The sequence below is a fragment of the Myxococcus sp. XM-1-1-1 genome, assembly GCF_020037095.1.
In the GTDB taxonomy this organism is placed as follows: Bacteria; Myxococcota; Myxococcia; order Myxococcales; family Myxococcaceae; genus Myxococcus; species Myxococcus fulvus.
On the sequence record NZ_JAIQDH010000012.1, the window covers coordinates 38,006 to 50,359 of the forward strand.

At 70.0% G+C, this 12,354-nt stretch carries 9 protein-coding genes; 3 read left to right on the forward strand and 6 right to left on the reverse strand.

Features of this window, described 5'->3' with window-relative positions:
• Window positions 1-268: 268 nt before the first annotated feature.
• On the forward strand, window positions 269-628 hold the full coding sequence (locus tag K8640_RS22990) for a YtxH domain-containing protein (RefSeq protein ID WP_223748998.1): 360 nt from the start codon (window positions 269-271) through the stop codon (window positions 626-628).
• Window positions 629-736: 108 nt separating this feature from the next.
• On the opposite strand, the gene K8640_RS22995 is transcribed toward K8640_RS22990, so the two are convergent.
• A complete protein-coding gene (locus K8640_RS22995) occupies window positions 737-1,513 on the reverse strand; it encodes an enoyl-CoA hydratase-related protein (protein ID WP_223748999.1) in 777 nt (258 codons plus the stop codon).
• A gap of 102 nt (window positions 1,514-1,615) precedes the next feature.
• Between K8640_RS22995 and K8640_RS23000 the strand changes: the two genes are divergently transcribed.
• Window positions 1,616-3,577: a TIM44-like domain-containing protein gene (locus K8640_RS23000; protein WP_223749000.1), complete on the forward strand. Its 1,962-nt coding sequence runs from the start codon at window positions 1,616-1,618 to the stop codon at window positions 3,575-3,577.
• A gap of 280 nt (window positions 3,578-3,857) precedes the next feature.
• Here K8640_RS23000 and K8640_RS23005 read toward each other — a convergent pair whose 3' ends face one another.
• The 5 genes from K8640_RS23005 to K8640_RS23025 all read right to left on the reverse strand — a co-directional run bounded on the left by K8640_RS23005 (window position 3,858) and on the right by K8640_RS23025 (window position 10,372).
• On the reverse strand, window positions 3,858-4,832 hold the full coding sequence (locus K8640_RS23005) for a hydroxymethylglutaryl-CoA lyase (protein WP_046713845.1): 975 nt from the start codon (window positions 4,830-4,832) through the stop codon (window positions 3,858-3,860).
• Window positions 4,825-5,553: a class I SAM-dependent methyltransferase gene (locus K8640_RS23010; protein ID WP_223749001.1), complete on the reverse strand. Its 729-nt coding sequence runs from the start codon at window positions 5,551-5,553 to the stop codon at window positions 4,825-4,827. The genes K8640_RS23005 and K8640_RS23010 overlap by 8 nt, the downstream gene beginning before the upstream one ends.
• Before the next feature lie 96 nt (window positions 5,554-5,649).
• On the reverse strand, window positions 5,650-6,843 hold the full coding sequence (locus K8640_RS23015; protein WP_223749002.1) for an aminotransferase class I/II-fold pyridoxal phosphate-dependent enzyme: 1,194 nt from the start codon (window positions 6,841-6,843) through the stop codon (window positions 5,650-5,652).
• A 44-nt stretch (window positions 6,844-6,887) separates the two neighbouring features.
• Window positions 6,888-7,853, reverse strand: a complete 966-nt coding sequence (locus K8640_RS23020; protein WP_223749137.1) for a phosphatase PAP2 family protein — start codon at window positions 7,851-7,853, stop codon at window positions 6,888-6,890.
• 5 nt (window positions 7,854-7,858) lie between these two features.
• Window positions 7,859-10,372, reverse strand: a complete 2,514-nt coding sequence (locus tag K8640_RS23025) for an MMPL family transporter (RefSeq protein WP_223749003.1) — start codon at window positions 10,370-10,372, stop codon at window positions 7,859-7,861.
• Window positions 10,373-10,805: 433 nt separating this feature from the next.
• Between K8640_RS23025 and K8640_RS23030 the strand changes: the two genes are divergently transcribed.
• Complete coding sequence (locus K8640_RS23030; RefSeq protein ID WP_141324050.1) at window positions 10,806-12,353, forward strand: pyridoxal phosphate-dependent aminotransferase family protein; 1,548 nt, start codon at window positions 10,806-10,808, stop codon at window positions 12,351-12,353.
• The last annotated feature ends 1 nt before the right edge of the window (window position 12,354 follow it).

The following is a 12,354-nucleotide window of genomic DNA, read 5'->3' on the forward strand; positions in this document are numbered from 1 at the left end:
CGGATCTATCGCAAAGGGTCCCCGCGCGGCGACCTTCTCGCACCGCCTGGAGGCCCGGGGAGCGCCCGGCGACATACCAGAAAGCCCCGAGCCTGGCTGCCCCCTCTCCAAGGGGGTGGGCCTGGGAGTGCGTCCAAACGGCGACGCGACGAACGACCCCCAGGGCGCGGGGGGTGGCGACACGGGCTCCCCTGCCTACCTTCAAGGCTCATAGGGGTCACGCCGCGCCCGCGACGCGGCCCCGACCACACTGGCCCTGGAGGGATGCATGTTCGCGAAGAAGAAGGCGAAGTGGACGGCGAAGGGTTTGGCCAAGAGTGAGCTGTACCGCAAGTGGGTGGCCCACAAGCTCCTCGACGAGCTTCCCCGCGTGGCCAAGGACCGCTGGGATGACTTCGAGCCGGATGATGCGCTGCGCCACATCGGCCTGACGACGTACAAGCCGGCGCGCTCCGGCCTGGGCGGCCTGGGGCTGTTCGTCATCGGCGCGGTGGCCGGCGGCGTGGCGGCGCTGCTGCTCACGCCCAAGACGGGGGATGACCTGCGCACCACCGTCAAGGACAAGGCCATGGGCTACATGAACAAGCAGAACATCGGCCTGGCGCCCGAGAAGAGCGCCAGCGCCTGAGCCGGTGGCCGCGGGCCCCTCGCGAGCGGGGGGCCGACGGCGGCCGGGCACTTCACGGGGCGGGGTCCGCGAGCTGCTCGCGGGCCGCCGCCCTTCGTGCGTCGCGGCTCAGCGGCCCTTGTAGACGGGGGCGCGCTTCTCCGCGAAGGCGCGCAGGCCCTCGAGGCGATCCTCCGTCTTGAGGACCTCCTCGTACTTGCGCAGCTCCAGCGCGAGCGCGTCGTCCAGCTCCAGGCCCGTGCCCTCGTCGATGGCGTGCTTGGCGGTGGCCACGGCGATGGGCGCGTTGTCGACGACGGACTCGGCCAGGGCGTGCGCCACCTCCAGGAGATGTCCCTCGGGCGCGAGCCGGTTGACCAGGCCGATGGCGAACGCCTCCGCCGCGTTGAGCCGGCGCGCGGTGAGGATGAGGTCCTTGGCCCGACCCGGTCCCACGAGGCGAGACAGGCGCTGCGTGCCGCCACCGCCGGGGATGATGCCGAGCTTCACCTCGGTGAGGCCCAGCTCGGCCGCGGGGGCCGCCACGCGCAAGTCACACGCGAGCGCCAGCTCGGTGCCTCCGCCAAAGGCCGCGCCGTTGATGGCGGCGATGAAGACGCAGTCGCTCTTTTCGATCGCGCGGAAGGTCCGGCGCAGGCCGTCGAGGAACGCGCGCACCTCCGCCTCCTGCATGCCCGCACGCTCCTTGAGGTCCGCGCCCGCGCAGAACGCCTTGTCGCCCGCGCCGGTGATGACCACCGCGCGGACCTGATGACCCGATGACACACGCTCGACGAGCGCGCCCAGTTCCTGGAGCATCGCGCGGCTGATGGCATTGCGGCGGCCCTCGCCGTCGATGGTCCAGATCTCGATGGCACCGCGTGCGTCGACCTTGAATTCCGGCATATCCGCTCCCCTTCCAGGGCCCGCCCGGCGGGCTGCCCTGGGACGCGGCAGAGTGCGGTGGGAAGGCGGGTCTGGCAAGGCGGAAACGGTTAGCATCCCCGCATGCCTTCGCCACGCAACCTGCTCCGACAGCTCGCCCCGTGGGCGCATCATCTGCCCTCGGCACTCGCCCTGGTGGCCCTGGCCCTCGGTCCCCTGGAGGCCCTGGCCCGAGGCGGTGGCGGCGAGCACTACACCCGAGGCAACTCCGACAGCCGCGATCGCGGCGGCGACGGCCTGCCCATCTGGCTGCTGTTCGAGGCGTTCCGCCTGGTGTTCCGCTACCCCAAGGTGATGATTCCGCTGCTGGTCATCGGCGGCGTCATGTACTGGCTCTACAAGCGCAACCTCCACCCGGACGCGACGACACGCAAGGCGCTGGACCAGTACGAGGCGCAGCAGCGCACCCAGGTCAGCTCCAGCGACGTGGCAGGCTGGGTCAACGCGCTGAAGCTCAAGGACCCCGCCTTCGAGCCCGGCCCCATGCTGGACCGCACGCGCCGGCTGTTCCTCGACTTGCAGCAGGCCTGGTTCCAGCGCGACATGACGCCGGTGCGGCCCTTCCTGTCGGACGCGACGTGGCAGCGCTTCGGCGTGCAGTTGAAGCTGCTCGACGCCCAGGGCGTCCGCGACGCCATCACCGACATCGAGGTGCTGGACCTCCAGCTCATCGGCCTGGAGCAGAGCGAGTGGTTCGACAGCGTCCAGATCCGCGTCCACGCGCGGATGCGGGACACGGACGTGTCGGCGAGCGACTCTGACGCGCAGGCCCTCCAGTCCGCGCGCAAGGCGCCGTTGGAGGCGTTCACGGAGGTGTGGACCTTCGTGCGCAAGCCGGGCGCGCAGACGCGCATCGGCGCGGACCTGTTCCAGGGCAAGTGCCCCAACTGCGGCGCGCCCTTCCAGGGTGGCGCGGCGAACAGCTGCGAGTTCTGCGGCGCGGTGGTCAACTCCGGCAACTACGACTGGACGCTGGCGGAGATCACCCAGGGCGTGGAGCACTCGCGCTACCACCGCAACGTGGATGGGCTGATGCAGGCGCGCCAGGACGACCCGGCGCTCAACCTGGAGATGCTCGAGGACCGCGCGTCCCTGCTGTTCTGGAAGTGGATCGACGCCCAGAGCCGGGGTGACACGACGGGGCTGTCGAAGGTCGCCACGCCGGAGGCACTCGAGTCACTGGGCTCGGAGCTGGAGGGCCTGCGTCAGCAGGGACGGCGGCGCGTGTTCCTGGAGTGCGCGGTGGGCTCCGTCGACGTGCGCGCGTTGGAGATCGACCCTCGCGGGTACGACAAGGCGCAGGTGGAGATTCGCTGGAGCGCGCGCATGGGCATCGGCCCCGTCAACGAGCGGCCGCCCCAACTGCCCACCCTTCCCCAGCGCTTCGTCTTCACGCTGGTGCGCAAGCACGGAGCGAAGACGAACACCGCGAACGGTATGTCCACGGACCGCTGCCCGCAGTGCAACGCACCGCTGACGAACAGCGCGGCCACGACGTGTGAGTTCTGCGGCACGCAGCTGGCGAACGGTGAGCGGGACTGGGTGCTCGCGTCCGCGCTGCCGTTCGAGTCGTGGAACGCGCGCGAGGACGCGGGTTTCCGTGAGAGGCCGCGGCGCGCGTCGGTGCCTCGACCGCCGAGCGTCACCCGTGCCGCGTCGGCCCCCGCCTCGGGCTCGGACACGGTGATGGACCTCCAGGAGCGGCAGCGGCTCATCTACATGATGGCCGCGATCGCCTCCGCGGACGGCACCGTCACCGCGGCCGAGCGGCGCCTCCTGAAGCTGTGCGCGGAGCGGTGGAACGTGGAGTGGTCACAGGTGGAGATGGCGCTCAACGCGGGGCCACAGCTCTTCGACCGGCTGGTGGCGCGCGGCAGCCCCGAGGCCGAGGTCTTCCTGCGCAACATCGTCGAGATGGCCCTGGTGGACGGGCGCATCGACCGCAAGGAGCGCCGGATGCTGGAGTCCGCCGCCGCCCACCTGGGCCTCCAGGAGAAGCTCGCTTCGATGATCGACGGCCGCTGACGCAACGCGGCGGCTCCTTGCCTGCCCTGGGAGGAGCCCCACCGGGCCTCGGGATGACTGGCGACCCCCACGCGCACAACCATTACATGGAGTGAAGTGCCTGCCCGCGCCGCTCCGGTGAACGCTGGTCACCACCAACGTCACATCAGGCCCTGCGGCGAGCTCATCAGAGGGGGCCGGGGCGGCCGAGCAGGCGCTTGTCGGCATGCCGACCCAGACCGGCATCAATGATTACTGGGAGTGAAGTCACCAGCGCCGCGCCCTACCTGCGACGAGCGCCTCAGGTCTGAGCGCGGCGGGACGCCTTCTTCTCCCGCTCACCCAGCGCGGCCTGGAGGAACTTCCCGGCCAGCTTCCGGCCGATCAGCTCCTGGGCAATCTCCCCGGCCTCCACCAGACGGTCCAGGTTGATGCCGGTCTCCACGCCCATGCCGTGGAACATGAAGACGGCGTCCTCGGTCGCCAGGTTGCCCGCGGCGCCCGGCGCATAGGGGCAGCCGCCCAGCCCGCCGATGCTCGCGTCGAAGGTCGTCACGCCCGCGGACAAGCCGACGAGCGAGTTGGCCAGCGCCGTGCCCCGCGTGTCGTGCAGGTGCAGCGCCAGCTTCTCGACGGGGATGTGCTTGAGCAGCGCGTCGAGGATCTCCTCGGTCTGCCTCGGCGTGCCCACGCCAATCGTGTCGCCCAGGCTGAGCTGGTAGATGCCCGCGTCCACCAGATGCCGGCAGATGTCCACCACGCGCTCCACCGGGACATGGCCCTCGTAGGGGCAGCCCCACACGGTGGAGAGGTAGCCGCGCACGCGCATGCCGGCCTGGAGCGCCGCCGTGGTGACCTCGCGCGCGCCGGCCATGGCCTCCGCGATGCTCTTGTTGATGTTCTTCTTGGAGTGGGCCTCGGACGCGGAGATGAACACCGCGGCCTCCTCCAGCCCGGCCTCCTTCGCGCGCTCCAGCCCCTTGAGGTTGGGCACCAGCGCGGAGAACACCACGCCCTCGCGGCGCCCCACCAAGCGCAGCAGCTCCTCGGCGTCCGCCAGTTGGGGAATCCACTTGGGCGAGACGAACGACGTCACCTCGATGCGCTTCTCGCCCGCTTCCACCAGGGCATTGATGAGCCGCGCCTTGTCCCGCGTGGGCAGCGTGCGCAGCTCGTTCTGCAGGCCGTCGCGAGGACCGACCTCGTACACGTCCACCCGCTTCGGCAGCTGGCCCAGCAGGTTCCCGCGCGCTCGTGAATGTGAGGTCTCAGGCATCTCGCAGCACCGCTCCAACAATCAGGTCGGCCGACCGTCGCGTCAGCGGCTCGCCATCGAGTCCGCCATGCACCCAGGAGATCGAAAACCCGGTGCTTTCCAACAGCGCGGTCAGTTCCGCAAGGGGATAGTAACGAATGGAGTAGGACGCAGACAGGACACGGCCATCCCGCAGGGTGAGGGTCCGCCGTCCCTCGTCGCGCCCCGTCGCCGCGTCGAAGTGGCTCTCCTCCTCCAACACGGCCCCGTCCGGAAGTGTCCGCTGGAACGCGGCCCCCGGTGACGCGGCCAGTCGCTCGTGCGGCACCGTGTGGAACACCAGGAGCCCTCCCCGCCTCAACGCCCTCGCCACCTCCCGGAGGATGCGCACGTGCTCCTCGTCCGTGAAGGCGAACAAGGTGGAGTACCACGCGTACGCTCCGGACAGGGAACCCTCCCGGAAGGGCAAGGCCCGGAGGTCGCCTCGCACCACGGGGAACCCCGGACGTCGCATGGCCAGCGACAACGCATCCCGCTCCAGCCCGATGACGCGCCCCGCCAGGGGGCCCGAGGCCTGCAGTCGCGAGGCATGGCGCCCATGGCCGCAGCCCAGGTCCGCCACGGGCTCCGGGCCGGGCACGTCGGCGAACGCGCGCGCCAGATAGTCCGCCTCCCTCGCCGTCACGCTCTCGGACAGGAAGGGCAACGTGCTGCGCAGGTACAGCTCGCCGAAGAAGTCCACGCGCGCACGTCAGCGGCCGGGAAGAACGACGCCGCCCTCCTCTGCCGGGGGATGTAGCAACCCCGTCCCGCCGTCGCAACGCGGGGGCGCCGGCCTTCAGCGCCCGGGCCCGAGCTTCGCGCGCAGCCGGCGCACGGCCTCGTCCAGCACCGCGTCCGTCTTGCAGAACGCGAAGCGGGCGAGCCCATGGCCCAGGTGGCGGTGCTCGGGGCCGTAGAAGACGCTCGGGGGGATGGCCGCCACGCCGACCTCCGACACCAGGTGCCGGCAGAAGGCCACGTCGTCCGCGAAGCCCAGGCCGGAGATGTCCGTGAGGATGAAGTAGCTCCCCTCCGGGACATGGGCCTTCAGGCCCGCGTCGCGAAGACCCGACAACAGCCGCTCCCGCCGCGCGGCGTAGGCCGCCGACAGTCCGTCGAAGTACGCGTCCGGCAGCCGGAGCGCCGCCGCCATGGCCGCCTGGAAGGGGGACGCGGTGGCGAAGGTCACGAACTGATGCGCGCGCTGGATGGCGTCGCGCAGTGGGGGCGGCGCGATGACCCAGCCCACCTTCCAGCCCGTGAGGCTGAACGTCTTGCCTCCGCTGCTCACCGTCACCGTGCGGTCCGCCAACGAGGGCACGGTGGCCGGGCGCACGTGGCGCGCGGGGGCGAAGGTGATGTGCTCGTAGACCTCGTCGGACAGCACCTTCACGTCATGCTCGGCGCACAGCGCGCCGATGCGCTCCAGCTCCTCGCGCGTGAAGACCTTCCCCGTCGGATTGTGAGGCGTGTTGAGGATGAGCAGCCGCGTGCGTGGACTGAAGGCCGCGCGCAGCTCGTCCCAGTCGAACCACCACTGCGCATGCGCCGCGTCCGGCGGCCTCAGGGGAACCCAGCGCGCCGTGGCGCCGACGAAGGTGATGTTGGCGTCGTACGAGTCGTAGAACGGCTCGAACGCGATGACCTCGTCCCCCGGGTCCACCAGGCCGAGGAGGACGTCGAGGATGGCCTCCGTGGCCCCGCTCGTCACCGTCACCATGGTGTCCGGGTCCACCGCCTGGCCGTGGAAGCGGGCCGAGTGCTCGGCGATGGCCACGCGCAGGTCCCGCGCGCCGGTGCTCATGGCGTACTGGTTGACGCCGTCGTGGATGGCGCGCCGCGCGGCCTCCTTCACGACCTCCGGCCCGTCGAAGTCGGGGAACCCCTGCCCCAGGTTCACCGCGCCGTGCTTCTGGGCCAGGGCACTGAACTCGGAGAAGACGGTGGTGCCGAACCGCGACACGCGCTGCGACGACACGGACCTGGACATGGAGCGCTCCCGACACGGCCGGCCTCGAGGGGCCGGAGCCGTGCTCAGGGGCGCAGGATAGCGTCCACCGGGACGGAACGCGCGGCCCTCTCGCTCTCGCGATGCCGCGCCGCCCGCGTCAGCGCCGTGGCCATGCCCACCACCACCATCACCAGGGGCACCGCGCACAACAAGTCGGTGGCGTAGTGGAAGCGCCCGGCGAGCGTCGCGAAGATGAGCCCCAGGCCCGGCAGCAACATCACCCAGAACACCTTCCGGGAGAACCGCCACGCATAGAAGAGCACCAGCAGCGTGGTGCCCGTGTGCCCCGAGGGGAAGCAGTCCCGCGCGAAGACGGGCCTGCGCATCAGCGAGTCCAGCCACGGCGTCAGCGTGCCCTGCAGCGGCGCATCGAACGCGTCGACGAAGAAGTAGCGCGGCCCCACGGCCGGCACCAACGAGTACGCCGAGTAGTTCAGGATGAACAGCAGCCCCAGCCCCAACAGGTACTCGTCGAACTCCGGCGAGGCGCCGCGCGCGCGCCGGTACAGGCCGATGCCCAGCACCAGCGGCCACACGAAGTGGCCGTAGTAGCAGATGAGCAGCACGTCGTTGAGCCAGCCGGGGATGACGTTCGCCAGCACCACGGAGGCCTGGAACCCGAAGATGCGCTGGTCCGCGGCCACCAGCTGCGCGTCCCGCAGGAACGGGTTGAGCGTGTCCACCACGGGGGTGAGCCAGCCGTGCGTGAGCACCGCCACGGGCAGCAACCAGAAGTCCGCCAGGACGGTCAGCCACCGCTGCGTCGGGAAGCGCGACTCGAGCGTGCGCAGCACCAGCGGGCCCGCCGCCATCGAGGCGAACAGCCAGACATGGTGGAGCGACCCCATCGTCCACCGCCCGGGGCCGAGCAGCACCAGCGCCGCGAGCGAACAGGCGATGACGATGATGAGGTCCACGGGCCCGAGTCGGACCTGCGCCTCGCGGGAACCCTTCAACGGGACGGAGCCACGCAGCCCCTGGGCATTCAAGAGACTCACGCCGATTTCCGCTCCCCCGACGCCCCCACCTCGGAGGTGGCCGCGTCGAGATCGAGACTCCGGACGACCGCGCCCTCTTGGGTGACGAGCAGGCCCTTGCGCCCCTTCCAGCGCTCCAGGAGGGCAAGCAGCGCGGGGAAGAACACTGTGGTCCCCAGAAAGGTGCACACGACCCCGAGGAGCGCAATCTGTCCGATGCTGCGCAGGCCCTGGTGGTTGGCGACGAGCAGCGCACCGTACCCGGCCGCGTTCGACAGCGTGGCGACCACGGCCGCCAGCCCCGTGTGCCGCACCACCTTGCCGAGCGAGCCGGGGCCCTCCTCCTCGTACCGGTGATACAGGTGCACGGAGTTGTCCACCGCGATGGCGAGCAGGTTGGGCAGCACCACCGCGTTGATGAAGTTGAGCTGCACGTCGAAGAGGTACATGCCGCCCGCCAGGCACGTCATGCCCAGGAACAGCGGCCCCGTCACCAGCAGCGTCCGCTTCACGCTGCGCAGGCTCACCAGGATGACCAGGAACACCGCCGCCGCGGCCGCCCAGAGAATGAGCGGGCCGTCCGCGCTCACCAGCGCGAAGATGCGCGAGGCGATGCGGTTGCTGTCCAGCACCGCCATCTCCACGCCCGCCGCCTTCGCACCCTCCACCACCTGGTCGATCTGCGCCGCCCAGCGCGTGAGGTCCTTGGTGTCGTAGTTCGACACGGAGGGGAACAGCAGCAGGAAGGTGCCCTGCCCGTCCGTGGCCTCGAACCGGCGGCGCACCTCCACGGGCAGCGAGTCCAGCCCATACGGCTTCGCCTCCACCATCCCCTGGAACTCCTTGAGGCGCGGGTCCTCGTACGCCGCCTCGGGCAGGCCGTGCAGCAGCGTGCGGATGCCGCCAATCTCCGCGCCCCGGCGCTCCACGTCTCCGGGCACCAGGTCGTTCAAGGAGGTCGTGCGCAGGAACACCGAGTCGGCGCCGTTCTTCTGCTTCACCTCGGCGATGATCCGTTCGACCTTCGCCGCCTGCCCCAGGTCGTCCACCAGGAAGATGGCGGGGTTGAGCGGCTGGCCCAGTTGCTCGGTGACGTGGTCATCCAGCCGCGACGCCGGGGAGTCCCCCTTCAGCTTGCGCATGTCCGTCTCGAAGCCCAGCCGGGGCGCGATGGAGACGGAGAACGCGGCGAAGCCCACCACGGACAGCGCGAGCACGACGAGGACGGACGTGGGCCACCGGCGCCACTCCCGCTCGGGCTTCGGCGGCGCCACCACGGGGGCGGCGACCTCGGAGGCGGGCGCCGTGTCCACGCGGGCCGGGCGCAGCCGCTCCGCGATGGCCAGCAGCGAGGGCCCCAGTGCATAGGCCGCCAGCACCGCGAGCAGCACGCCCAGCCCCGCCAGGAAGCCGAACTGGTTGAAGGCGTGGAACTGCGCCAGCATCAGCACGAAGAACGCCGCCGCGTTCGTCACCGCGGACGTCATCGCCCCGCTGAAGGTGCCGCCCACGGCGGTGGCCAGCGCGTCGCGCGCGGAGCGGGTGCGCCGCTCCTCCCAGTAGCGCATGCACAGGTGCACGCCGTACTCGATGCCCAGGCCGATGAGGATGGCGACCAGGAAGCCCGTCACCACGTTGAGGTGGCCGATGGCGAGCCACGCGATGCCGAACGTCATCAACAGGCCGACGACGACGGGCAGGCCCACCACCGCCAGCGCCGCGATGCGCCGGGTGGCCAGCAGGATGAGGCCGATGGCGATGAGCGCGGACAGCGTGCCGGCGCGCGACAAATCACCGCGCATCACCGCGTCCTCTTCGATGCGGTTCTGGAAGTTGCCCGTCGCCTCCAGCTTCACCGCCGGGTAGCGCTCCGAGGCCAGCGTGCGCCCCGTGCCCAGCGCCAGCTCCACGAAGCGACGCGCGAAGTCCAGGTCCCCCGCGGTGCCCATGGGCTTGAGCATCAGGTAGACCTCGGTGCCGTCCGCGTTCGCCAGGGACTCGTGCACCGGCGCGTTGGGCGAGTGCTTCCGGGCAATCTCCTCGAACGTGGGCGGCGGAGGCGTGGCCCCCAGGTCGATATAGAAGGGATTGGCCTGCTGCCGCTCGTAGCGCACCCGCGCCGAGAGGTCCGCGCGCAGCTCCGCCAGCGTCTCCGCGGGCAGGAGCCACAGCGCGTGGCGCTTGAAGAACTCCACGTCGTAGCTGTGCTCGACGTAGCGCACCTCGGGGAGCGCCTCGAGCCGTCCCTTCAGCTCGCGCGCGTAAGCCTTCAGCCGCTCGGGTGTGTCTCCCTTCGCGACGATGACCAGGTACCCGTCCCCACCCGCCTTCTGTGACACGCGTGTCAGGTCCTGGACTTCGCGGGCACCCTGCGGGAGCAGCTCGACGAATGAACCACGGAACTCCAACCGCGACGCCAGTGCCATACCGCCGGCGGCCAGCAATGCGGAGATCAGCAGCACGTACCAGGGCCGGGAGACCGCCGTCTGGATGAACCCCTTGAACCACCGTTGCCGCAGAGACCTGGCCACCGTCCACTCCTCGATTTTCGCCGGGCTTAGCAAATTCCCGGCCAGTCGTAGCCCCCTCAAACAATGGGCGACCGGAAAGCCTTCCGTCCCTGGGTCGGCTGCTTGCGCACGAAGGCGGGCGGGCGACCTCGCTTCCCATTATCCACTGGAAGACGGTCTGCGTCGGCGGGGTGCCACCAATGCAACGGTGCTGTCAAGCCGAGGGGACTTTTGGCCCCTCTCGCAAGGGTCCCAAGCAACGGTCCGCGCCTTGACACTGCCCCTCGGCCTCTTTATTCACGGCCCCGCGTCCCCCGAGGGAGGTCGTCGGGCGCATGGTTGCCCCCGGCTCGGGAACGAGCCCTGCATGGTGAGTGGCGACCGCAGTGCCGCACTCCGCCTCTCCTGAAGAGGCCCAAACCCTCCCCCGACGCAGGCCTACAGAAAGAGCACCATGAGCGACGTCTTCGACAAGTGCAGCAATTGGAAGGACTACCGCATCGCGAAGGCCACCGGCCTCTACCCCTATTTCCGCGTCATCGAGGCGTCGCACGGCGCCACCGAGGTGGAGATCGAGGGCAAGCGGGTGATCATGGTCGGTTCCAACAACTATCTGGGCCTGTCCGCGGACCCGCGCGTCAAGGAAGCCGCCATCAAGGCGACGGAGAAGTTCGGCACCACGTGCTCGGGCTCGCGTCTGCTCAACGGCACGCTGGCGCTGCACGAGGAGCTCGAGGGACGGCTGGCCAAGTTCCTCAACCGCGAGGCCGCGGTGGTCATCTCCACCGGCTTCCAGACGAACCTGGCGCTGTCCTCCATCCTGGGCCGCCACGACATCGTCTTCAGTGATCGCCAGAACCACGCGTCGCTGGTGGACGGCATCCGGCTGTCGTTCTCCACGGAGCGCAAGTTCCGCCACAACGACATGGACCACCTGGAGCAGCTGTTGTCCCAGGCCGATCCCAACGCCGGGAAGATCATCATCACCGACGGCGTCTTCTCCATGGAGGGAGACGTCTGCAACCTGCCGCGCATCGTGGAGCTGGCGAAGCAGTACAACGCCCGGGTGATGACGGATGACGCCCACGCCATGGGCGTGCTGGGTGAGAAGGGCCGGGGCACCTCCGAGTACTTCGGCCTGGAGAAGGAGACGGACCTCGTGATGGGGACGTTCTCCAAGAGCTTCGCGTCGCTGGGCGGCGTGCTGGCCGGCCCCTTCGACGTCATCAACTACATCAAGCACAAGTCGCGCTCGGTCATCTTCTCCGCGTCCATGACGCCGGCGTCCATCGCCTCGGCGCTCAAGTCGCTGGAGATCATCGAGGCGGAGCCCCAGCGCCGCGCGCGCCTGCTGGACATCGCGGAGAAGATGCACAACGGCTTCCGCGCCATGGGCTTCGACACCGGCGTGTCCGTGACGCCCGTCGTCCCCGTGCACATCGGCGACCAGACGAAGTGTTTCCGCTTCTGGCGCGCGCTGCACGAGGCGGGCGTCTTCGCCAACCCGGTGATTCCGCCGGCGGTGGAGGCGGGCCACGCGCTCATCCGCACCTCGTTCATGGCCACGCACACGGACGCGCAGTTGGACCGCGTGCTGGACACCTTCGAGACCATCGGCCGCAAGCTGAACGTGATTCCGCAGACGCGCCCCACGGTGTACGAGCCGGTGCAGATCGCCCGCCCGGGCACGTCCGTGCGCTCCAACAAGGCGAGCGAGAAGTGGGCGGCGGGCTCCGCGGGCCTCCTGGCGGACAAGGGCGGCATCACCCTGGACCAGCTGTCGCGCATGTCGTCGCGCGAGGTGGCCGGGAAGATCTTCGACGCGGTGGAGCAGCTCACCTGGCGCGCGGCGAACCTGCAGCCGGAGGACCTGCGCCAGCTGCGCGCCGCGCCCATGAAGCTGTGGGAGAAGCGCGGCGAGCTGCCCGGCTTCCTGTTGGAGAAGGGCGCGCACTTCTTCCTGAAGAACGGCACCGACGGCAACTCCGCCGAGAGGACCTGAT